Here is a 23,806-nt window from a genome sequence, read left to right as displayed (position 1 = left end):
TCAATCCCCAGCGCCCCTGTACACTTCAAAGCTGGACAGGCGCGGGCACCATCTCGATTCCATAATGGTCAGCCGAATATACTGAGAACGCACGGCAGAAAATCGACAGATGCGCTTGTGACCAACAACGGTGCCGGATTGAATCGGATGCCAGGTTCCATTTGCGATATATTCAAGCTCAAACCTCTCGATTCGTTGTCCATACCGGTATTCAGCCAGTACAATATGATCGAAATCGATCTCACGTCCGAAGTCCAGCTCAATCACGGCATACTCGGTACCGTCCTCCGGACTCCAATACGTATCTCTGCTGCCATCCAGCATATGACGCGCGTCCCATCCCTGCTTGCTTTCCGATGCCGTTATATGCGCATCCGCTGCGAGATTGGTCCTGAACGTATTGCGAATGGCATCTCCAAGCTCCCGCAGCCGCTGCATGTCATGCTCATGAACCAGTCCCCGGGTATCCGGCGGAATATTGAGCAGAAAAGTCGCGTTGCCGCCAACCGATCCGTAATAGATATGGAGCAGTTCCTTCAGAGATCTAACCTTACCGTCCTCGGAAGCATGGTAGAACCACCCCGGACGGATGGACGTGTTGACTTCAGCCGGATACCACACCAGCTCCTGCTCGCCCTGAATGACATCACGGCTGCCCAGATCCTCTTCATCCGACTCATAACGGCGCGCAAACTCCCGATCGTCGGCTTGCTGCGATTTTTCCTGGATGGCTTCATTCTGGCGCAATGACGAAGGAACTACGCTCCATTCGGATTCTCTGCAGTGTCCCGCCTCATTCCCGCACCAGCGGATATCCGGCCCGCATACCGAGATGGCGGCGTTCGGCTGCAGCTCGCGAATCAGCGAGTAATACGCCTCCCAGTCGTATTCCTGACGCTTGCCGTTCGGTCCTTCACCGCAGGCACCGTCAAACCAGACGCAGAATAGATCGCCATAGCCGGTCAGCAGCTCTCGTAATTGATTCAGGAAGAATTGATTGTATCGCGCTGAATCTCCATATGACGGTTCATGCCGATCCCAAGGGGACAGGTAAATCCCGAATTTGATTCCGCCTCTTCTGCAAGCATCGGCAACCTCCTTCACCACATCGCCGAGCCCGCTTCGCCAAGGGCTGTTCCTCACGGTATGCTCCGTATAGCGGCTTGGCCAGAGACAGAACCCGTCATGATGCTTGCATGTGAGGATCAAGCCGCGCATGCCGGCACTGATACAGGCTTCAACCCACTGGTCAGCATCCAGCTGCTCGGGATTAAACCATGCGGGATCCTCTTTTCCGGTGCCCCATTCCATATCCGTGAACGTATTGATTGTAAAATGAAAGAAAGCATAAAACTCCATCTCCTGTACGGCCAGTTGGCGCTCCGAGGGCTTAATGTTGGCAGCGTATTCAATGAAATTGTGCACGCGATAAACCTCCCATTCCTATCTATCCTTGGTTGTCTAATGCCTTCTGGTGAATTTCCAGATACTTATCCAGCTGCAGTCCTTTAAACCCGCTAACATATGCATCCCAATCCTTCTCAATATCCTTACTGCCGGTCACGAATTGGGCCAGGTTCGATTTCACGTAATCTTGAATAGTCTTCTGAATCTGAGCGATAAAGGTTGCATCGGCGGGGTCGATAAATACGTCCGTTGGGTAGACCGCATCCGGCTTCGCAAATGGCTCGTATTTCTTCGCGGCAAGCCATAGGCGATATTCATAGGCTCCGTTGCCGAGCGGATCCGCCGGTGCCACAAAGGATTCCCGAAGCGAGTTCACCATCAGCATCGTGCCGAGCTGCCACCAGGTCACGTCAAGCGATCCATCGGGCACATCCCGTTTCAGCGCTTCGTATACGGCTGGCTTGCCATTGTAATCCAGAGCCCCGGACTCCGCCTTCCGCCAGCCGTCTCCTTCAAAACCCCACGAGGTCATCACAGTGCCTTCCTCGGAGAACAGGTAATCCGCCAGCTTAATCGCTGCCACCCGCTGCTCCTCTGTCGCTTTGTTTGTAATGACAAACGATCCGTCTCCAGCACCTACGCTGTACCCTGCAAGCTGTACCCCGCCCGGACCTCTCAGCGGAGGCACGACATCGTATTCCTTATGACGCGGCTTCGCTTCCGTCGGTTCCAGCACACTGCTGATCAGTGCGTACCCAACGGTACCGACTACATTGTCCGTTTTGTTCCCGAGCTGCTTCACGGCATCCCCATTTTGCGTAAAGGCTCCCTTGTCGATCAGTCCTTCGCTGTACAGCTTGCGGAGATACTTCATCCCTTCCTTCCATTCGGGCTCAGCCGCGGACAAGATCACCCTGCCATCCTTGACACTTAAATAGGTTGTGCCGTTATTGTAGATGAAGGCATTCATCAAAAAAGCATCTACACCTCCACCCCACACATCAAGGGAGGTTGTCATCGGAATTTCATCCGCTTTGCCATTGCCATTCGGATCCTGCTCCTTGAAGGCTTTCAGCACTTCATAGAACTCATCGGTTGTTGTGGGCATCTCCAGCCCCAACTTATCGAGCCAGGTCGTATTGACCCACATCCGCTGACCATATGTGCAGTGCAGGCACTCATTCACCTTCGGAAGTGCATAAATATTCCCGTCCGGCGCAGTTATGGCCGGCTTTAAATAGGAAACTTCCTCCAGCGCTTTTTTGATGTTGGGTGCGTGCTGGTCAATTAAGTCATTTAACGGAATGAAAGCCCCCTGCATGCCATATTTGATCTGATCCGCCTTGGATATGCCGGCATTCATGATGAGGGCCGGATAATCCCCGCTTGCCAGCATCAACAGTTTCTTATCGTTGAATACCGCGTCGGGCGTTGTATTCCATTTAAATGTAATGCCCAGCTTATCTTCAATATGCTTAGAGAACGGATTGACATCCAGACTTTCAATCCCCGCTGTCTGAGGAGCAAACACCGATAATTCAACGGGTGCGCCTGACCCCGGGGAACTTGCCGAACCTTCAGTTCCTGTTTCACTCGCCTTACCGCAAGCTGATAGTACCAGTACAACGGCCAGAATCAGACTTAAACATAATCCAGTGAATCTTCTCAAATCAATTCCTCCTTAATATGGAATACCCGCCCATTGATCTTGTATGAAACCGCTTTAGCAACGACCCCCAGTTTGTCTGAACATCAGAAATACCCTATTCTGCAATGTCGGCCTCACCCCCTCCATAACATCCGGTTAACTAAGGTTCATCCTTTCAGGGAGCCGATCATGACACCCTTGACAAAATACTTCTGTACAAACGGATAGATGATCAACACCGGCGCGCTTGCAACCACAATCAGCGAATATTTCAGCAAGTCCTTCAGTCCCTCACGGGCCAGAAGCTCATTCACATTGGTCACCATCTCCGAGCTGACGGAATTCAGAATCAAAATGTCCCTCAGGAATATCTGAAGCGGAAACAGGCTGCTGTCCTTGAGATAAATCAAGGCGTTGAAATAAGAATTCCAATGACCGACCGCATACATAAGTGCGAGCACAGCCAGGATCGGCTTGGAAAGCGGCAGGACGATTTTAATAAAAAAGGTAATGTCGCTGCTCCCATCCATCTCCGCAGCCTCGGCCAGTTCCTCCGGAATGGTGGTCTGAAAAAAGGTTCTGGCAATGATGACCTGAAATACGGCGAGCGCGCCCGGTATAATCATGGCCCAGCGCGTATCGAGCATGCCCAGCGACTTCACGAGCAAATAGTTAGGAATCAATCCCCCGTCGAAAAACATCGTGAACACCAGCAGCATCATCACCATATTTCGAATGTAAAACGTCTTTCGGGCCAGCGGATAAGCAAGCATCACCGTGAACGCAACATTAACCACTGTGCCGACGACAGCATAGAACAAGGAGTTGCCAAACCCGATCAGAATGTTGGAATTCTGAAATACAGCTTTATACCCCATTAGCGTAATATCCACGGGCCACAGCCACACCTTGCCAGAGGATACTGCCGAAGGAGAACTGAAGGATGCGCTTACAATATGCAGCAGCGGAAACAGAATAACGATCAGAATGATGGATAAGAACAAATATACGATGCCAAGAAATATCCGGTCTGCAGCGGACTCCCGTACTGTGGTTCTGCTCATGCGATTCCTCCTACCATAGACTTGTGGATGAGACTCTTCGGGATACGTAATTGACAATAACCAGCAAAATAAAATTGATCAACGAGTTGAACAAGCCGATTGCGGCCGAGAAACTGAAGTTTGCTCCAAGCAATCCGACCTTGTATACATAAGTGGAGATGACCTCGGACGTATTCTGATTGAGCGGATTTTGCATGAGATAAATCTTCTCAAAGCCGAGGCTCATCAGATTGCCAAGATTCAGAATCAACAGGATGACGATGACGGGAACCAAGCTGGGAATATCGATATGGATGATTTTTTGGAGGCGGGTTGCACCATCCACCCTTGCTGCCTCATACAAATCGGGGTTAACTCCAGCCAAGGCCGCAATATAGATGATGGCGCCATATCCGGTGAACTGCCATACATCAGACCAGACATAAATCGATTTGAACAGCCCTGGAATGCCCAGGAAATCCACAGTCTCAAGCCCCAACGCCCGGTATAGATTGCTCATCAGCCCGGTATTTGGCGAGAGGTTCACAATCAGAATAGAGACGATCACAACTGTTGATATGAAGTATGGGGCGTAGGTAACCATCTGGACGGTTTTCTTGAATCGGCCGTTCCTGATCTCATTCAGCGCCAGCGCCAACAGAATGGGGGCAGGGAAACCGACTAGGAGACCGTACAGGGAGATTTCCAGCGTGTTGCGGACATACTGCCAGAAGAACGGTGCCTCAAACAGCTGACTGAAATAATCGAAACCGATCCAGGGGCTGCCGAATATGCCTTGCACCACGTTGTATTCCTTAAACGCAATCAAGACGCCGAACATCGGAACGTATTTGAAGAGGATGATATAGAGCAGCGGGAAGAATATCAGCAGGTAAAACTGCCAGTGCCTCATCAGCTTCTTCTTCGTTCGGTTTACGGGCTTGTTCGGTGGTGCAGATGCACCTGCAGGTAATGTCATGACTTTGCTCATACGAGCCATCAGGTCACCCTCCTTCGCTTCGTGATGACCTCAAGTTTAGGGGGAACGCCTCGCCCCGTTCAATAAACAAGATTCTCCGGATCAACGTATTTCCGCTAAAAGAGACGCAGCACAATCCATACATGTAACGTCGAGCGATAAACCTTTTTCTCCACTAAACCAATCTCGCGTTATAGCAAAAAAGCCCGGCAGGACGCAAAATCCGCAGGACTTTCTATATGGCAAGGTCATGTATTAGAAGGGTTAGATCGAACGGTCGGCACCCGTAGTCCGAGTGTCTGAAGCCGCTTGCTCCCGGTAGTCACCCGGCGACATTCCCGTCATTTTTTTGAACATCCGCCCAAACGAGATGGCATTCGAATATCCGACTTCGGTGGCTATATCCTGCACGGGAAGCAATGTCTCTTGAAGCAGTTTCCGGGCATGATTCATCCGCAGCTCGATTAAATAATCCACAAATTTCTGTCCAGTCTCCTCGCGAAACAGCTTGCTCAGCGTCTTCCAGTTTATATCGAAGCGTTCGCTCAAATAATGGAGTGATAGGTCCGGGTTGCTCGAGTTCTGCTCCATAAACAAGCGTATTTTCAAAATCGCATCCGCATGATTGCGCCCTTGCATCAGGGCTGACATCCTCTTGAACAGGCTGGATAAAGCTTCCCCATAGCTATGCTCCAGCTGCTCCAGCGTCTCGGAAGATTGAAGAGCCCTCCTTAAGGCCGGCTGTCCCTCCTGTATCCACAAATCCTGAAACTCTTTGGCCATGCACGACATTTCCCGGCCCAGCGAATACATCATGTAATCGGCCAAACTCACCACGCCGTCCCGGTCCAGCATATTCTGTTCAATGTTATGGATGAGGGTATCGTATTTCGCCTGCCAGTCCCCGTTAACAAGCCGGAAAGATTGAGCCATGGACCGGATCAGGTTCAGAAAATCAAAGGCATGGCCCCGCTCCTCGCCGGTTACTTGTGTATAATGAATGATTCGGTTCTCGCCGAGGATCATTTTGTATTTCAATGCGGTAAGTGCCTGCTCGTAGGACTCCGTGATGTCCGTGTACCGCTCCGCTATCTCCCCAATGCCAATTGTAATGGTCAGTTTAAGATACTCTTCCGTCCACAGGCGGGCATGCTCAAACAGCGCAACCACCTGCTGTTCAGCGTTCTGCTCCCGTGCCTCCGTTATGACGCCCAGCTTGGAGGCAGATATCCATTCTGTCCATATGACCGCTCCCTGTCCTGCAGCAATTTCCTGGACTGCGCTTTTCAGGGCAAACTTCATCAAATATTGGTCCTGCTGCAGGTATTGATCGCAGAACAGTGTGTATTTGTCGATCTCAATCACTTGAACCGTTAGCGGTTTGGACAAGTCAGGCAATCCCATGACATCGTGCTGCACGTTCCATTGCTCCAGGCTGGACAGGTACTGCCCTTCCATCAACTGCTGAAACAAATACGCTTTTCGCAGATGCAAATCCTCCCGATGCTGCTGTTGGAAGCTGTTCGACTGCTCCAGAATGCTCTCCAGCGCAGATTCGATAAAAGCAAATTCATCCTGTTTACTGCCATGGAGCAAGGAGCTTGCCTTGGACTGCGAATATTTCTGAATCCGGGACACGATGGCCTCAATGGGTTTATAATTTCTACGGGTCACCCATATAATCCAGACGATACCGGCTGCGCACATGAGTAGGCCGACCATAAACCATACATTGTATAGTTGGCTGACGAAATCCGCCATCTTGCCCCGGGTTAATCCGCCCTCATAAACCCAATTGGTATACGGAGACACCGCACGGGAGACCATTTCCCCATCCTCCGAGGCGGAGGTGCTTGCATTCATGGCATGACCTGCCGCATCCAACACATGAATAAAACTCACCTCGGGATTAACCATGCTGCGTATCATTTGATGTATGGCATCTGCCTTGATATTAATCGTTATGATGCCTTTGCCATGCGTAACGAAGGGCGCTTCACGTACAAGGGTCAGCACCTTCGATGCGTTATGAAAGCTGAATTCATGAAAATCCCTGACGCCACTCCACTTGGCTTCGCTGTTGGCCTGACTTAAATAGGGCCTGAGAAAGCTATAATCAGCATAATCCTGTAATTTGAAGGTAGATGAAGTACTTAAGACAAACTCGTCCTGTGCCCGAACAAGCACCATAGAATCCACGAGCGGGTTGGAGACCTTGAACTGCTTCATCGCCTTCAGCGCCTGCATGTTTAAATAAACATTATCCTGATCCTCATGATTGAAAAACTCGGACATATCCGGGTTGAATAACAGTTCCTGCACCAGCATCTGGTCAATCGCTTTCAGCGAATTATCCACCGAGCGCATCGCCTGCTGAATCATCATCTCATTGGCCTGAATCGCGCCTTGCCGCGACTGTTCGCCGAGCATTTGGAAAAATACAAAAAACACAAAGGAAATCACGATAAAGAAGACCGGCATATACGATAAAAGCTGTCGGTAAAACCACGCTTTTCTTCCCATAGGCATCCCCCTGAGTGATAGAATTCCTAATCCGATTCATCGATTGGAAGTAATTTCATCATAGAAGAACGCCCGGGGTTTACCAACACTTTTTTGGACAAGTCATGAAAAACACGTCTAAATTAGCATGGACTGGATCTTAATCCTATGGTATTTATCCTTACCCTTAGCTGTGTGGTAATTCAGAGGATCCGCCCACCGCCGATATTCGGAGACTACGGATTGGGAGGATTGGGAGGAGTGGGCACAGCGGGTTCCCCCTCGCGGCCCAGCCGCCGGCTTGCCGTTTCCCTGCGTCCCGTTGCTGGAACATGGGCTCCGGCTTTCGCCAGACCGAACCTCGGCATATTGTTATATACACATTCGTATTGACCTTGATCGATGAGATAGGATTCGTGAAAAATACCAACGTCCCCACCCGTTCCAACCTTGCGGTTGAAGTCCCTCCAGGCGGTCAGATGTTTGGCTCCATGACGGGCATAATGCTCCAGGTGTTCGAAACTTCTCCAATATTGAATGAGGGTAACTCCCCGCCACGACAAATGAAAAGTGCCATCCAAAAATCCAAGCTCCTCTTTGTTCCGGTACAGCTCCTGAATCATGGGGGACATGGCGTTCACCACAGGCAGCCATTTATGCACCGACCACCATTTATTAATCCGCATCCCGATCACAAATACAACGAAGGGTCCATCTATGTGTGCGGTATAACGCCCTGGGATTACCTTGCTCATACGTGTGTATCACTCCTCTTTTTTCGTTTCCAGCAGGCCCAGATGGGTCTCGTAAAAACGTTCTATGTCTGTTGAATTGTACAGCTGTGCCGTTAGAAATGCGCCGTAAAAAACCGTGAAACCTATCTGCACGGCCTGCTCCAAGGTCAAGGCTTTATTGAGGTTACCGGCCTGGGCTTCTTCCTTCATGAATTGCTGGAACAATTCGTACATATTGGGCGATAAGCTACCGGCTTCCTCTTGGCCGGGAAAGAGCAGCGTCACCTCCGCCGGGCTAAGCTCAGGCATGCTGGGCTGCATGTTCTGCTCGGCCAGAAAGGAGATCAGGCTCGGCATCATCCCCGGCCTCACCTGATGTTCCTTCGCCACCTGGGACAACAGATGGCGAAATGCCTGAAATCCCTTTTTACCTTCCGTCTCAATCTCAATGATCCGCTCGGTCAGCCATATCCGCATGAAATAAACCAGGATATCCTCTTTGCGCTGGTAGAACTTGAAAAAGGTAACCTTTGATAGCTCTGCCCTCCGGCAGATGTCCTCCAGCATGACTTGGCTGAACATCCGACCCTGCATCAGGGACAATCCCGCTTCATACAGCGTGATTTTGTTTTTGGCTTTTTTTAATTCTCTTAATGGGATATCTGAATGTGTTGTCAATGCTCGCACCACCTTTTAGATTAACCTATGTAAATAAATTAACATAAGTTAATTTATTTTGTCAAAGTAAAGTGAGAGGGGCTATTTGCTTAATGTGCCAGCAGACGTGTCGATGTTCATACCACCGGGGCTTAACGGACCTCAGGTACGTTATTCACCCGATTTATGCCCATCACACTTTCTAACGGACTCCACAGCCGCTATTCAGCTTGAAAGCGACCAAAAAGTCGTCTGTTATAGAGAATAACGGCTCTCATGTCCGATAGATTCGCCGAAACCCCTTTTTCCAGGAAATAGGGTGTCCTCAGTCCGCTAAACTGCTGGAGTCATCCGATTACCTGCTGCCCCCGCGCACTGCTCGGACACTCAATTACCTTATCTGATCCAGCACACTGCTCCGACACTTGATTACCTTCTGATCCCAGCACGCTGCTCCGTCACTTAATTACCTTCTGAACCCGCACGCTGCTTGGACCACTCGCTTGCCTTCTAACCCAACACACTGCTTGAACGCTCGATTACCTTCTAACCCAGCACGCTACTTCAACACTCGATTACCTTCTGAACCCGCACGCTGCTTAGACCACTCCCTTGGTGAAGCGGGAAACGCGTTGAATGGGAATGCTTAAAACAAACAAAAAGGCAAGTTCAGGACATATTCCTGTACTTACCTCGGTACATTTTTGATATGGCACAAACAGGTGCCTTTATAATTCTCGAAAATTCTCAAGATTCGGCGGTTCCAGCCACTGTTGGCAACCGTTGCTGCCCACGGTAGTCACCTTGACGACGGTGGATGCACATACCACCGAGGCTTAACGGACCTCAGGTACGTTATTCACCCGATTTATGTCCATCCGACTTTCTAACGGACTCGACAGTCGCAATTCAGCTTGAAAACGGCCAAAATGACGTCTGTTATAGAGAATAACGGCTCTCGTGTCCATTAGATTCGCCAAAACCCCTTTTTTCAGGAAATAGGGTATTCTCAGTCCGCTAAACTGCTGGAGTCATCCGATTACCTGCTGCCCCCGCGCACTGCTCGGACACTCGATTACCTTATCTGATCCAGCACACTGCTTGAACGCTCGTCTATCTTCTGAACCCAGCACGCTACTTCAACACTCGATTACCTTCTAACCCCGCACGCTACTTCAACACTCGATTACCTTCTGAACCCGCACGCTGCTTGGACCACTCGCTTGGTGAAGGCGGGAAACACGTTGAATGGGAATGCTTAAGAACAAACAAAAAGGCAAGTTCAGGACATATTCCTGTACTTACCTCAGTACATTTTTGGTATGGCACAAACAGGTGCCTTTATAATTCTCGAAAATTCTCAAGATTCGGCGGTTCCAGCCACTGTTGGCAACCGTTGCTGCCACGGTAGTCACCTTGACGACGGTGGATGAACATACCACCGAGGCTTAACGGACCTCAGGTACGTTATTCACCCGATTTATGCCCATCCGACTATCTAACGGACTCCACAGCCGCTATTCAGCTTGAAAACGGCCAAAAAGTCGTCTGTTATAGAGAATAACGGCTCTCATGTCCATTAGATCCGCCGAAACCCCTTTTTCCAGGAAATAGGGTGTCCTGGGTCCGTTAAACTGCCGGAGTCACTCAATTACCTTCTGACCCCACGCACTGCTAGGACACTCGATTGCCTTCTAACCCAACACACTGCTTGAACGCTAGTCTATCTTCTAACCCAGCACGCTACTTCAACACTCGTCTATCTTCTGATCCCAGCACGCTACTTCAACACTCAATTACCTTCTGACCCCGCGCACTGCTCGGACAATTGCCTACCTTCTGACCCATCCCGCTACCCGGACACTCGTCCACTATCCTGACCCAGCAACATGCCCGGATACTCGCCTACCAGTTGAGCCACCAAAAGGTTGAACAGCACCCTTCGGGTCCGCTTGGTCATTCACCGCCCCCGAAGGAACGGCTACCCCAAGCAGCACGTGGTGATCACCCCCGGGCTGCGGCGTCCGCGTAGAAAATAATGGTGTAGAACTTCGTTGTCTCTTTGCCTGGATTGACGTAACGATGCGGCCGGTTGGCAGAGAAGTGAACGGAACTTCCGGCAGGAACGGTATAGCTCTCGTCTTCGCGCCAGAGTTCCAACTCTCCCTGGTGGACAAAAATATACTCCTCCACGCCTTCATTATGTGCTTCAGATCCATGGTCGCAGCCCGGATCCATCATAACCATATACGACTCGAATTTAGTGCGCAGGTTGTAAGAGAACAGCGGGTACACCCGGTACGCGCCCTCTGCCTCGTGAAAAGGCTCCAGGTCATCCGGAGATACCACGGTCACCTCGGTTTCCGTCTCTTCAATGAGTGTGGTGAATGAAATGCCAAGACCGCTAACGATACGCCACAGCACGGAGATCGTTGGGTTGGAATCACCGCGCTCGATCTGTCCCAGCATGGCTTTGCTTACGCCGGTCAACTCGGCTACGTTATCGAGGCTGAGGCCTCGGGATTTACGAATGGCTTGCAGATTTCTCCCTACCTTTTTATGAATGGGTTCCAAGTGTAACAATATCCTCCTTCTGATGCTAAGCCGTTAACTGATCTTGCTCTGATCAGCCTGCGACTTCTCCATAAGCTTTGACACCATATCATCGGTCATATGGTTCAAATCATATTGTACATCAAAACCCCATTCTTCGCGTGCTGCAGTTGCATCGATTGAATCCGGCCACTCGTTTGCAATCGCTTGGCGGACAGGATCCACCTCATAGCCAAGGCTAAAATTCGGTATATGACGGCGGATACTGGCCGCAATACCTTCAGGATCGACACTCATCGCCGTTACGTTGAAGGCATTGCGGTGCTTTAATTTTGCCGGATCGGCCTCCATTAATGCAATGACAGCCCGAATCGCATCCGGCATATACATCATATCAAGGTACGTCCCTTGATTAATGTAGGAGATATAGCTGCCTTTATGGATGGCGGCACCAAACATCTCAACCGCATAATCCGTGGTACCTCCTCCCGGAGGCGCTGAGTGGGAGATCAGTCCCGGAAAACGCAACCCCCGGGTGTCCACTCCATATTTGTGATAATAGTAGTCACACAGTAGTTCACCTGACACCTTGCTGACTCCATACATCGTGTGCGGACGCTGCAGGGTGTCTTGCGGTGTTGCGCTTTTTGGGGTATCTGCCCCGAATGCCGCGATAGAGCTAGGCGTAAAGAATTGGCAAGATAATGCGCGAGCCGTCTCCAGGGCACTTAACAGTCCGCCCATGTTCAAGTTCCAGGCAAGCGCCGGATTGGATTCGGCTTTAGCCGACAACAGGGCTGCGAGATGAATGATCGTATCAGCCCGATGCGCTTGAGCCGCCTCGTGAAATGCATGATGATCGGTCACATCCAGTATTCGGAAAGGTCCTGACTGTAACGTTTCATGCTGGATCTGTCGTATGTCTGTTGCAAGAACCGCCTCTTCGCCGTAAATCTGCCGCAATGTTGCTACCAGGTCTGAACCAATCTGACCGAGTGCACCCGTTACCATAATTCGTTTCATTGTTCGTGCCCCCTTAAGTTAGATCAGACCCAGTTCGCGTCCGATGGTTTCATATGCCGAAAGTGCACGATCCAGCATCTCCTGTGTATGGATAGCGGTCGGCATGTTGCGAACTCTTCCCGTGCCCTTTGGCACCGTCGGGAATACAATCGCTTTGGCATACACGCCTTCTTCGTACAATCTTGTGCTGAATTTCTGTGTCGTTGCTTCATCTCCAATGATGCACGGTGTAATTGGGGTTTCCGTCCGTCCGACAGAGTAGCCAAGATCCTTGAGTCCTTCTTGCAGATACCGGGTATTCTCCCAAAGCTTCATTTGAAGCTCTTTGCTGTTCTGCAGGATGTCGATGGCCGTAATGCAGGCCGCTATGCTGCCTGGGGGCAGCGCTGTTGAAAACAGGAACGGCCGACTGCGGACCTTGAGCCAATCCACCAAATCACGGGATCCTGCAACATACCCTCCGACAACACCAACTGCCTTGGACAAGGTTCCAATCTGAAAATCCACTCTATCCGACAACCCAAAATGCTTCACTGTACCGGCACCGCCGCCAAGAACACCCGAGCCGTGCGCATCATCCACATAAGTGATCAGATCATAGCTTTCGGCGATTTCCACGATTTCAGGAAGCTTTGCAATGTCGCCATCCATCGAGAATACACCATCCGTAATAACCATAATTTTGCTGTATAACCCGGACTCTCTCGCTTCTTTTGCTTTTGAACGCAAATCGTCCATATCCGAGTGGTTAAAACGAATCACCTTCGCCTTGGTCAAGCGACAGCCGTCAATGATGGAGGCATGGTTCAATTCATCCGACAGGATAGCATCTCCTGCTCCCATCACCGCTGAGATCGCCGCCATATTACAATTGAAACCGGATTGATACGTAAGCACCGCTTCCGTTCCTTTGAATTGAGCAAGCTTCTCTTCAAGTTCAATATGAAGCGCAAGTGTTCCGTTGATGGAGCGAACTGCCCCGCTTCCAGTTCCGAAATCGGTTGTTGCCTGAATTGCAGCTTCCTTCAGTCGCTCATCATTTGCTAGACCAAGATAGTTATTGGAAGATAAATTCACAAATTCACGGCCCTGAATAGTAATAATCGGACCATTCGGACTTTCAAGAGGCTGGATGGTATTATAAAGTCCTTGCTGCTTGAGTTCTGTTAGATTATCCTGTAAGAAAGCGCTTAACGAGTTGCTGGCCATATAAATTCCTCCCGTGGATCCGAAGTTCTGAAACGTACATAACATTTACCATTCCATTGTATGCAAAAAGTCACACCTATGCAATATCCCGCACATAAATATGCTATATTAGATTTTTCGGTAAAAAAAATCCCTTCAGCATTCATAGGAAAACATCTGCCTATGATTAACTTGAAGGGGCAATAAATCATTACGATTTTCAGATCTGGTCTGCTATTTCTTTAATTAAAACTCAGTTTTTTCTGCCTCTATGGTTTCTCTACCTCACCCGAAAATAATCTCTCTGTTAAGATAGGTATACCATATGGATGCTGCTCTATAGTAAATCCAATAAACTATAGCCAGTTATAGTAAGAAGCTATATCGTGCAAAATCAAGTTGTTATCGCTTGATGGAGCGCCTCCACATAAGCTGTTGCCAGCTTGGACAGCGATGCATTTCTATGGCTGATCCAGCCCACCTTGATCGTCTCATCACAATCGAGCGGAACCGGAATAATCTCATTCCCGTTCAGGTCTGCACTTAGCACCCCGGTGGAGATGGTATAACCGTTCAGCCCGATCAGCAGATTGAACAGCGTCGCGCGGTCATTGACCCGGATGCTCTTTTTGTGCGACAGTGTGCTGAGGATCTCCTCGGAGAAATGAAACGAATTATACTCCCCCTGCTCGAAGGACAAATACGGATAATTCTGCAGCTCATCAATCGTGACGATGGACTGCTTGGCGAGCGGATTGTTGATGCTGATAAAAATATGCGGCTTCGCGGTAAACAAGCTGGTGAACTGCAAGCCCGCATCCTTCAGAAGCTTATTGATTACCTTCGCGTTGAATTCATTGAGATAGAGAATGCCGATTTCACTGCGCAGCGTTTTGACGTCCTGAATGATTTCGTAGGTCTTCGTCTCCCGCAGAGCCAATTCGTATTCATCCTGACCGTATTCCTGAACGAGGTTTACAAAGGCGTTCACCGCGAATGCATAGTGCTGGGTCGATACGGAAAAATGCTGCGGGGACGGCTTGGCGTTCAGGTAACGCCCTTCCAGAAGCTCCGCCTGTTCTACTACTTGCCGTGCATAACTCAGAAACTCGGCTCCCTCTTTGGACAGTGAGATGCCTTTATTGGTTCGCTCGAAGATCGTGATGCGCAGTTCCTCTTCCAGATCCTTTATCGCATTGGACAGGCTGGGCTGGGAAATAAATAATCGTTTGGCCGCCTCATTCATGGAACCACGGTTGGCTACCTCGATGGCATATTTTAATTGTTGTAAGGTCAATGTGATCCCCCTCATCAAAACTTCATGCTTCTCTATGAAGCTGGTCGTTCATGTTTCTATATCTCTATTATACAGTCTACAGCATGAAGGAATCTGATTCATTACCTGAATCGCTCACCTTATACAAGCCCATTAGGGACAAGCCAAGATCAGATTACTCAAATTTCAAGCTGCTCCTGTCTCCCAATTAACATAGAACTGTACACAAAAAAAGGACAGCCGTATTGACTGACCTTTAAGTGTCTTCCGTGTCTTCCGTGTTTTCTATGCCTTATGTGTCTTCCGTGTCTTCCATGCCTTACTTGTCTTACGTGTCTTACCTATCTTCCATTTATTCCGTTTAATCCATGTATTCCATGCTATTCCGTGTCTTAAAAACACTCACACGTCTTCCATTCTTGCGTATCAGAAATAGCTGCACTGTTAAATATTCACCTGATACCCTAATGTCAGTTCATCGCCGGGAAGGCCACGGATTCCCCAATTGTGCTGCGGCGTTTCGAATATCGTAATCTCCACATCCTGGGGAGAGATGTGCAGCTGGTGTTGAATTCGTTCGAACAACAGTCGAATCAACTGTTTCTTGGCTTCCACGGTCCGGCCTTCAAATATGCTAATCTCGATCACGGTGTAACGATCCGTTCTCCCCTCAGGAAAGTAGAAATCCTCCCGGTTCATGGGGAAAAAGCGATGGAATTTTTTATCAACGGGAAGTCCAAACGCTTCAACCACACACGAATGGATCACTTCCGATAATTCTTCCTTCACAGGGTTCAGGCGCTCCCTGACGCCATAAATCTTAATCTGTGCCACGCTCAACTCATCTCCTCTGTTCTCATCTAAGCTCAAGCTATGTTACCTATTATTTCTATTCGTTCGGGCTGTCCGAAAGCCCTTCTTATATCGGTGAATATGTTGAATACGGTATACGGATCATTCTCCCCAATCCGGTTGTTCCCCGATTTCTATTACTACCTCTATTCACCGGTCTGGAACTGCTTCTTCGCCCATTCCACATAGGATGGGTGGCTCTCGATTAATTCCTCGTGCGTACCGCTCCCCGTAATATGACCCTTCTCAAGGACGATAATCTGATCGGCCTCAACAACGGTAGATAACCGGTGGGCGATGACCACGGTCGTGCGCTCCACCATCAGATTATTCAAGGCCTTCTGCACTTCATGCTCGGAATCACTGTCCAGACTTGCCGTTGCCTCGTCCAGAAGCAGAATATCCGGCTTCCGCAAGAGCGCCCTGGCAATTGCAATCCGTTGACGCTGGCCTCCCGACAACTGGATGCCTCTCTCGCCAACCTCCGTGTCATACCCTCTTGGCAAAGCTTCGATAAATCCCTCGGCATAAGCCAGTCTTGCCGCCTCAGCTATTTCTTCCTCGGAGACTGGCTCCTCCCTTCCATAAACGATATTGTCCCGAATCGTTCCGGTCATCAGCGGGCTGTCCTGGGAGACATACCCGAGTTTTCGCCGCCAGGAGTCCAGCGTATAATCGCGAATCTCGTCCGAACCAAACCAAATCTCCCCGCCGGAAGGCGTATAAAAACGTTCAATCAGGGAAAAAACCGTCGTTTTTCCGCTGCCGCTCGGCCCAACCAGGGCGGTTACCTTCTTGGCAGGTATCGCGAACGATACGTCGGACAGGATCGTCTCCCCTTCATGATAGGCAAACCCAACCTTTTTAAATTCAATGTTCCGATGCCCTTGCGGTGCAAGACGTATGGCTCGATCATCGGTTTCCGGCTTGAATTCGAGAATAAGCCGCAATCTCTCGGTAGCTGCCATTACCTTCTGCAGCTGGGAATAGAACGTAGCGAATTGGCTGAACGGAAACATGATCTGGAACAGCAGCAGGATAAACGACACCAGTTCACCTGCGCTGAGCGCACCGGAAGAGACGCGAACACCGCCGTACCCGATAATAACGACCAGCAGCACGACCATGACCATGGACATCAACGGAATCAGGACCGAGTTGATTTTGGCTTCCTTCATACCGAAGCGATACAGGCTGTCCATGTCGTCGTAGCCGCTTTTCTCCTCCTTCCGCTCGGCATTGGATGCCTTCACCAGTCGGATCTCGCCGATCACCTGGGTCAGCATGGCCGACAACTGGGCAAGCTGTCCATACATGCTGATGGAGATTTTGTACATTTTACCGCCGATGGGCATTAAGATTCCGAACCCTACCGGGACTGCGATGAGGATAATGAGGGTCATCCGCCAATCCAGATAAAACAGGATCGCAACGGCACCGATCACGGTCAACAGATTCGAACAAAAAGCGATCAGATGATCCGTGATCAGCGTCTTCACTTCATTCGTATCGTTGGCCACCCGGCTCATCGTATCCGCCGAGCGATGCTTGTCAAAGAACGGAACCGGCAACGCCAGCACTTTGCTCCAGAGCCGTTTGCGAATCTTGTTCACCGTCTGGTTTCCGACAAAGGCAAGCATATAATACGAGAGTCCGCTTGCTACTGCTTCCAGCAGGAACAGAATCGCCAGAAATCCGACCGTGCGGACATTAAACGAATCCGCTGCAAAATTATCGATCAATTGGCCGGTGATGAGCGGGACGACCAGTCCGGTCACCGCCCCGACCATACTTAGCAGAATGGCAAGAAAGAGCACCAGCTTCGGAATACCCGCGGAACGCAGCAGTTGGATAAAATAGCGAATCGTGGTCTTCGTTACCTTGCCTTTCTCTTCTTCTACGGTTTGCTCCATATCGAATCCCTCCTATCTCTTTCGCTATGATCACATATAGATTTCTTGGATGAAACGGCCGGTAAACGATGCTTCCACTGCCGCCACTTCCTCAGGCGTTCCCGCTGCAACCACCGATCCGCCGGAGGCTCCCCCGCCAGGACCAATATCAAGAATCCAGTCGGAGTTCCAGATCAGGTCCAGATTGTGTTCAACCAGAATGACGGTGTTCCCCGCATCCACCAAGCGGTTCAACAGAAGCAGCAATTGCAACACATCTCCTGGGTGCAAGCCGGTTGAAGGTTCATCCAGCAAATATAGCGTGTGGTTCCTCGTCTTCTTGCTCAGTTCCTTCGCCAGCTTAATCCGCTGACCCTCGCCGCCGGACAACGTTCGAACCGATTGACCCCACTTCAAATAACCAAGTCCGACATCGCAGAGCAGCTTGGTCAACTCCATGATTTTCGGCCGCTCCTCCAGCAGCGTCAGGCTCTCTTCAATTGTCATATCCAGAATATCGGAGATCGTATAACCGTTGTAAGTCACGCGCAGAACCTCTTCCTTGAAGCGCCTCCCTCTGCAATCCGGGCAGCGCACTTCCAGCTCCGGCAGAAAATGCATATGCACCGAGACCACGCCAAGACCTTGGCAGGTCTCACATCGGCCACCTGGTGTATTGAATGAAAAATGCTTCGCTGTCAGCTGGCTTTGTTTGGCTTCCGGCATAGCGGCATACCAGTTTCTAATATGGGTATACACATCCGTGTAAGTGGCAATGTTGGAGCGCTGCATGCGGGATACCGGAGATTGGTCAACCGTAATGAGTTGTCCCACGGAATCCCAGCCCGTAATCGCTTTGCAGCCGGTTGGAGTTGATTGATCGCTTCCGGATTCCGCCAGAAGGTCAAACAAGAGCGTGGATTTGCCTGATCCCGACACGCCTGTCACCGATATGAGACAGCCGAGCGGGAACGATGCGGTTATGTTCTTCAAATTCCTTAAATGCGCCTCCTCGATCGTAAGCAGGCTGCCGTTCCCTGTCCTGCGCCGGCTCGGTGCCGCAAGCATTCCATTCTCGCGGAAATACGATCCGGTAACGGAGTCGGAGCTGTGGATTAATTCCTCCAGTGTTCCCTGACCCACCACCGTACCGCCCATCGTTCCCGCACCCGGTCCGATGTCGATGATATGATCTGCGGCACGCATGACTTCTTCGTCATGTTCGATCACAAGCACCGTGTTGCCCAGATCCCTCAGTTGTTTCAGAACCTGAATGAGTCCACGAGTATCTTTGGGATGAAGCCCGGTCGTCGGTTCGTCCAAAATATACAGGACCCCCGTAAGCCCCGATCCCAGAATCGATGCCAGTCTAAGCCTCTGGGCTTCTCCGCCTGACATCGTCACTACTTGTCTATCCATGGACATATAGCCAAGGCCGACATCCATAATGCGTTTCAGTCTCACTACGGAATCATAGATGAGTGGTTCCACGATCATTAACTGATCCGAGGATAGCTTTCCGAGTAATGCTTCCATCCAAGCGAGTGCATCCCCAATCGACCAGGCATTGACCTCATGGATAGCCGCCCCGGCAACAAGGACCCGGCGGCTGCCTTCTTTCAGTTTCGTTCCATGACAATCCGGACATTGCTGCTCCTGAAACAGAACCGCCTCACCGGATTCGCTCCCCTTCTCCCGGTACCTTCTCCATATTCCGGTTACAACACCTTCGTATTTGCCTTGCCCTACGGACTTCGGCGGCTTCACTTCCGGAAAATGCCGAATGAACTGCTCACTCTCAACGCCGTAATACAGAAGATCACGCTGAACTTCGTTATAGTCCCGCAGCGGCAAATGATCATCGAACGTGAAGTCATAATGTTGAGCGGCTACTTTCATCGTACTCGTGTGATACTCAACTAAAGCGTTGAACCATGGCTTGACCGCACCGTCTCTTATACTCAGTTCCTGATTGAACACGGCATCCATATTCAGGCTGACCGTTTGGCCGAGTCCGCTGCAGGTTTCGCAGGCGCCTTCCGGCTTGTTAAAGGAAAAATGCGACATCGTTAACTTATCAAGACTGTGACCGCATCGCCTACAATGAACCGTCTCGTGGGAGTCGCTGATCTCTTCCGCGTCCGACGGACCGTGATACGTTTCCCCCTCCACATTCGGCGTGACCGTGTCCCCGCAGGAAGGACAGGTACGCTCACCAAGCTTGGCAAATAAAATCCGCAGCAGCGTGTAGATATCCGTCACCGTTCCGATGGTCGACCTCGGGTTCCGGTTCGTAATGTGCTGACCCACGCTGATCGACGGGGAGAGACCTTCAATCGAATCCACCTTCGGCTTGCTGACCGAGTCCGACACCATGCCCATGGATTCCATATACTGCCGCTGGCATTCACGCTGAAGAGTGTCCATTGCGAGTGTGGACTTACCCGATCCTGAGGGGCCCGTCATGACAACCAGTTTGTACTTCGGGATTTCAAGCGAGACATTCTTCAGATTGTTCTCCCGCGCACCGCGAATCTTAATCGTTCCATTCATAATTCCAACCTCCTTCGATTTACAAACCCATCTTACAACATTGATGCAAGTCTAAAATTCCACAATTAAAAAGGTTGATCCATCACCGTTTTCAAAGGCGGAATCCGTCACATCACTTTAAGGTTTATGTATAATGTTTGTTGGCGGTTTATCCGTGTACCATCGCACGGACTAGATAATGGGCTATAAATAGTTCGTTTCGTTATTTTCCCATCAGGCTTCTTTTCTTTGACCCTTACTTCATGATACAATCCCCCAGAAAAAAGGATTATGGCAGATCCGCGTAAGGCAAGGGGGACCATTATGGGCATCAGACCGATTGATATAGCAAAAAAGCTGGGGATTACCACAAGTGCACTCAAGCACTATGAGAAATGGGGAATCGTCCCTCCTGCTGAACGTGCCCCGAACGGATACCGGGTATATACCGAGGAGCATGCCGCTTATTTTGAATGCATAAGGGCCATGTTTCCCGGTTTCGGTGTAGATGTTACTAAGAAAGTGATGGTCAAACTGCAGGAACAAGAAGTGGATGAAGCGCTTTGGATCGTAAGCGAGGTACAAGCCCGCCTTCAACAGGATAAAATCCTTGCAGAGCGGACGATCCGCATTCTGGATACCGAGCAGCTTGATATTGTAGATGCCCGTGGCCGGAAAAAAGAGCTGACGATCGGTGATGTTGCCGCTGAAACCGGCGTTCCCACCTCGGCCATCCGCCACTGGGAGAAGGAAGGCATTCTTAACCTGCCTCGAGATCAGGACAACGGTTACCGGAAATTCGATGATGCTCAGATCCGGCAGATTATGATCATTCGTATTCTCCGCTCGGCCAATTACCCGCTGGAGGTCATCAAGGATGTATTGCAAGAACTCGAGCACCATCATGTCCATAACGCCAGGCGGGTACTGAAGGACACGCTGGTGTATCTGAATTACCGCAACCACAACCAAATGCGCGGCGTACACTACCTATACCAGTTATGCCGAGTATTGAAATTAATGTAATTCCAGTTCCCTTTCATATTGTGGTGTACACATACAACAAACCAGCACGGATGGAACACATCCGTGCTGGTTTGTTTCTTGCATTCTATGACCTTATGATTCCTGTGACCGTATGCACACGATTTCTATGGATTAACCTTAATGGAGCCCACCGAGGTCGATAGGGATATCGCAGCTCCGCCACCGTTCACGTCGCTCTGCCCCCGGCTTGCGCCTGTAATCTGCCCAAGCTCGGTTTGGGTATCCAGCGTATACTTCATCTGCGGCGCAAACGTGGTCGTGATGCTCCCTGCCGACGTGTTAACCGCCAGGGTGCTGTCCTTATCGATCTCCTCAAGCAACATCTTGACGCTGCCGGCTTCGGTTACGATTTTGGAATTCCCCGTAATTTCCGTTTTGTTGAGCTGAATCTCCCCGGTCCCTAATCGAAGATCAAAAGCCCCCTTCAAATCGTTCACAAGGACCTTTCCGACATCATTATTCATGCGAACCTCTTGAAGGGCTTCCGGCACTTCGATCACATAATCAATCATGAACCCGGAGTCGCCAAACTGCTTCTGCGACCAATCCCACAGACTCGTGCTTGAGTCCTCTTTAGGATGGGTTCTTAATTGCAGCATGCCGTCCTTGAGTGTAAAGGAGCTGGCCGCCTGCTCTGTAACCTGGGTACGGATGTTATCGTTCTTAAAGAAAGCTTCGTTAAACCACACGGTTGTTTTTACTTTGATCTCGCTGCCGGATGCTGCGATGAGCTCGATATTGCCCACGGCATGGTCAACAACTAATCCCTCGGCTGTGCCGATTTCCTGGGCCGCCGTCAATTCGAACTCTTTCCCCTCCCGCTTGACATGATCGCTGATTGCCACCGCGGAATCTCCTGCAATATTCCCAACCTGTGCTAATTTATCAAGCTCCTGAATGACGGCTTCATCTGCGTTGTTGGCTGCATCACACCCGACCAGCACGGCAAAAACCATTAGCGATGCGATTTTAACCGCCATCGTTCTTTGCTTTTTCATGTTATGATCCTCCCAGTCCATTCCTGTTTATGTATAAATCCATTATAACTGGATGGCAGGATTTAACACGCTTCCCTGGACTGGTTGCTTCCTGGACTTTAGTCGGGGGCAAATGATTGAAAGTGCTACTTCACGGTTCGATTATAGTCCTGAATTTTAGCCGTGATTTCTTTGGCGGCATCATCTAGTGCCTGCTGCGGAGACTTTTTGTTGTTAAGCACTTCTTCGATTGCGCCTTCCACGATCTGCCTCGCTTCCGGAAAAACCCCCATCACCGCACCTTGTGTCGCCTTGACCAGCTTCGTCTGATGCAGCTGATCAATCGCGGTTTGGAACTGCGGGAATTTCTCCAGATTTTCCTTCACGCTGTCCTCCTCATACGCCTTCATTGTGATCGGAAAATACCCGGTATTGATATGCCAGTACGCTTGCTGAGATGGAGAAGTCAGAAATTTAATGAATTCCCATGCGGCCTCTTGCTCTGTGTCAGGACGACTGTTCATCATCCACAAGCTTGCTCCGCCAACGATTACTCCTCCTTCAGCCGAGCCTGCCGGCTTGGGAAGGAACCCCGTTCCCACCTCGAATTTCCCCTCCGCACTGTCAACCAGTCCTTTCAATGCCGCAGTCGAATCCAGAATCATGGCAACTTGGCCCGCCGAGAAAGCCTTTTTGGAATCGTCGGTCTTGCGTCCCAGATTGTTGGCAGCCTTCGAATCAATCAAATTCTTCCACCAGGTTAACACCTTTACTCCAGGTTCCGTGTTTACTAGTGATTCCGTTGCCAGATCATCACGGCCATTCCCATGATTCACGTATTCAGCACCTTGGCTCGCGAATAGCTGCTCCATGAACCAGCCGTAAATCGCGAAATTAGCGCCCACGGCTTTCCCCTTTTTCGATATCGTTTCGGCCGCAATCGTCAACTCTTCAAACGTCTTCGGAGGATTCTCCGGGTCTAGTCCGGCATCCTTGAACAAGTCCTTGTTATAATACAATATAGGATTGGATGAGTTGAACGGCATCGAGTACAGTTTGTTCTCGAATGTATAATAGCCGCTGATATTCGGTTCAAGTTGAGCCGCATCCCATTGGTCCGCATCAATGAAGTCCTGCATGGGGGTAATCAGTTTGGAATCAATCATAAAACGGCTGCCAATCTCGTACATCTGCACAACGGACGGCCCCTCGTTTGTACCCATCGACGCCTTTAATTTGCTTAACAAATCATCATAAGTCCCCTGATACACCGCTTCAACCTGTACCTTATCCTGGGACTCGTTAAAGTTGGCGACAAGCTGGTCAACCACCTTGGTTGTCGCTCCACCCATCGCATGCCAGAACACAACCTTTTGCACGCCAGCTTCTGTCTTGCTGCCAGTATCCGTCCCCTTCGCCGGCTCCTCCCCCATATTAACGTTGCATGCACTCAGCAGCACCATGACCGCAGCCAGCACCACACCAATCATCCTGAT

The 23,806-nt window shown here is 50.2% G+C and carries 17 protein-coding genes; 1 reads left to right on the top strand and 16 read right to left on the bottom strand.

Going from position 1 to position 23,806, the window contains the following annotated elements; all coding sequences use genetic code 11:
• The 14 genes from WDY75_RS09480 to uvrA form a co-directional block, all read right to left on the bottom strand.
• The gene (locus WDY75_RS09480; protein ID WP_036641519.1) at window positions 1-1,425 is read right to left on the bottom strand and encodes an alpha-L-fucosidase; all 1,425 of its coding nucleotides are present in this window, start codon (window positions 1,423-1,425) and stop codon (window positions 1-3) included.
• 22 nt (window positions 1,426-1,447) lie between these two features.
• Window positions 1,448-3,076 carry an ABC transporter substrate-binding protein gene (locus WDY75_RS09475; RefSeq protein ID WP_063480251.1) on the bottom strand — a complete coding sequence of 543 codons (1,629 nt, stop codon included), beginning with the start codon at window positions 3,074-3,076 and terminating at the stop codon, window positions 1,448-1,450.
• Window positions 3,077-3,222: 146 nt separating this feature from the next.
• Complete coding sequence (locus WDY75_RS09470) at window positions 3,223-4,119, bottom strand: carbohydrate ABC transporter permease (protein ID WP_063480252.1); 897 nt, start codon at window positions 4,117-4,119, stop codon at window positions 3,223-3,225.
• Window positions 4,120-4,129: 10 nt separating this feature from the next.
• Window positions 4,130-5,098, bottom strand: a complete 969-nt coding sequence (locus tag WDY75_RS09465) for an ABC transporter permease (protein WP_006211775.1) — start codon at window positions 5,096-5,098, stop codon at window positions 4,130-4,132.
• Window positions 5,099-5,341: 243 nt separating this feature from the next.
• The gene (locus tag WDY75_RS09460) at window positions 5,342-7,600 is read right to left on the bottom strand and encodes a helix-turn-helix domain-containing protein (RefSeq protein WP_063480253.1); all 2,259 of its coding nucleotides are present in this window, start codon (window positions 7,598-7,600) and stop codon (window positions 5,342-5,344) included.
• A gap of 215 nt (window positions 7,601-7,815) precedes the next feature.
• Window positions 7,816-8,334: a DUF4188 domain-containing protein gene (locus WDY75_RS09455; RefSeq protein WP_036641513.1), complete on the bottom strand. Its 519-nt coding sequence runs from the start codon at window positions 8,332-8,334 to the stop codon at window positions 7,816-7,818.
• A gap of 9 nt (window positions 8,335-8,343) precedes the next feature.
• The gene (locus tag WDY75_RS09450; RefSeq protein ID WP_006211778.1) at window positions 8,344-8,991 is read right to left on the bottom strand and encodes a TetR/AcrR family transcriptional regulator; all 648 of its coding nucleotides are present in this window, start codon (window positions 8,989-8,991) and stop codon (window positions 8,344-8,346) included.
• A gap of 1,983 nt (window positions 8,992-10,974) precedes the next feature.
• A complete protein-coding gene (locus tag WDY75_RS09445; RefSeq protein ID WP_006211849.1) occupies window positions 10,975-11,544 on the bottom strand; it encodes a helix-turn-helix domain-containing protein in 570 nt (189 codons plus the stop codon).
• A 33-nt stretch (window positions 11,545-11,577) separates the two neighbouring features.
• Window positions 11,578-12,546, bottom strand: a complete 969-nt coding sequence (locus tag WDY75_RS09440; protein WP_063480254.1) for an NAD-dependent epimerase/dehydratase family protein — start codon at window positions 12,544-12,546, stop codon at window positions 11,578-11,580.
• Window positions 12,547-12,564: 18 nt separating this feature from the next.
• Window positions 12,565-13,755, bottom strand: coding sequence for a glycine C-acetyltransferase (locus WDY75_RS09435; protein WP_063480255.1), 1,191 nt, complete (start codon window positions 13,753-13,755; stop codon window positions 12,565-12,567).
• A gap of 373 nt (window positions 13,756-14,128) precedes the next feature.
• A complete protein-coding gene (locus WDY75_RS09430; RefSeq protein WP_063480256.1) occupies window positions 14,129-15,031 on the bottom strand; it encodes a LysR family transcriptional regulator in 903 nt (300 codons plus the stop codon).
• Window positions 15,032-15,454: 423 nt separating this feature from the next.
• Window positions 15,455-15,844, bottom strand: coding sequence for a tautomerase family protein (locus tag WDY75_RS09425; protein WP_036641508.1), 390 nt, complete (start codon window positions 15,842-15,844; stop codon window positions 15,455-15,457).
• 164 nt (window positions 15,845-16,008) lie between these two features.
• A complete protein-coding gene (locus WDY75_RS09420) occupies window positions 16,009-17,775 on the bottom strand; it encodes an ABC transporter ATP-binding protein (protein ID WP_036641494.1) in 1,767 nt (588 codons plus the stop codon).
• A 30-nt stretch (window positions 17,776-17,805) separates the two neighbouring features.
• Complete coding sequence (gene uvrA / locus WDY75_RS09415; RefSeq protein WP_063480257.1) at window positions 17,806-20,307, bottom strand: excinuclease ABC subunit UvrA; 2,502 nt, start codon at window positions 20,305-20,307, stop codon at window positions 17,806-17,808.
• Between the two features lie 303 nt (window positions 20,308-20,610).
• On the opposite strand from uvrA, the gene WDY75_RS09410 reads away from it, so the two are divergent.
• On the top strand, window positions 20,611-21,312 hold the full coding sequence (locus tag WDY75_RS09410) for a MerR family transcriptional regulator (protein WP_063480258.1): 702 nt from the start codon (window positions 20,611-20,613) through the stop codon (window positions 21,310-21,312).
• 125 nt (window positions 21,313-21,437) lie between these two features.
• On the opposite strand, the gene WDY75_RS09405 is transcribed toward WDY75_RS09410, so the two are convergent.
• On the bottom strand, window positions 21,438-22,331 hold the full coding sequence (locus WDY75_RS09405) for a DUF4097 family beta strand repeat-containing protein (protein ID WP_063480259.1): 894 nt from the start codon (window positions 22,329-22,331) through the stop codon (window positions 21,438-21,440).
• A gap of 125 nt (window positions 22,332-22,456) precedes the next feature.
• Window positions 22,457-23,800 (bottom strand): ABC transporter substrate-binding protein, encoded by a 1,344-nt coding sequence (locus WDY75_RS09400; RefSeq protein WP_063480260.1) that lies wholly within the window; start codon window positions 23,798-23,800, stop codon window positions 22,457-22,459.
• Window positions 23,801-23,806: the final 6 nt, after the last annotated feature.

This window comes from Paenibacillus glucanolyticus (genome assembly GCF_037333485.1).
Lineage (GTDB): Bacteria > Bacillota > Bacilli > Paenibacillales > Paenibacillaceae > Paenibacillus_AQ > Paenibacillus_AQ glucanolyticus.
The sequence above is the reverse complement of the archived record's forward strand: the minus strand, read 5'-3'. Positions and strand labels throughout refer to the sequence as shown.

Coding starts and splice junctions, on each gene's coding strand:
- WDY75_RS09410 (WP_063480258.1), top strand. CDS start 20,611: ATGGGCATCAGACCGATTGATATAGCAAAAAAGCTGGGGATTACCACA.
- WDY75_RS09465 (WP_006211775.1), bottom strand. CDS start 5,098: ATGGCTCGTATGAGCAAAGTCATGACATTACCTGCAGGTGCATCTGCA.
- WDY75_RS09400 (WP_063480260.1), bottom strand. CDS start 23,800: ATGATTGGTGTGGTGCTGGCTGCGGTCATGGTGCTGCTGAGTGCATGC.
- WDY75_RS09435 (WP_063480255.1), bottom strand. CDS start 13,755: ATGGCCAGCAACTCGTTAAGCGCTTTCTTACAGGATAATCTAACAGAA.
- WDY75_RS09455 (WP_036641513.1), bottom strand. CDS start 8,334: ATGAGCAAGGTAATCCCAGGGCGTTATACCGCACACATAGATGGACCC.
- WDY75_RS09470 (WP_063480252.1), bottom strand. CDS start 4,119: ATGAGCAGAACCACAGTACGGGAGTCCGCTGCAGACCGGATATTTCTT.
- WDY75_RS09420 (WP_036641494.1), bottom strand. CDS start 17,775: ATGGAGCAAACCGTAGAAGAAGAGAAAGGCAAGGTAACGAAGACCACG.
- WDY75_RS09460 (WP_063480253.1), bottom strand. CDS start 7,600: ATGGGAAGAAAAGCGTGGTTTTACCGACAGCTTTTATCGTATATGCCG.
- WDY75_RS09405 (WP_063480259.1), bottom strand. CDS start 22,331: ATGAAAAAGCAAAGAACGATGGCGGTTAAAATCGCATCGCTAATGGTT.
- WDY75_RS09440 (WP_063480254.1), bottom strand. CDS start 12,546: ATGAAACGAATTATGGTAACGGGTGCACTCGGTCAGATTGGTTCAGAC.
- uvrA (WP_063480257.1), bottom strand. CDS start 20,307: ATGAATGGAACGATTAAGATTCGCGGTGCGCGGGAGAACAATCTGAAG.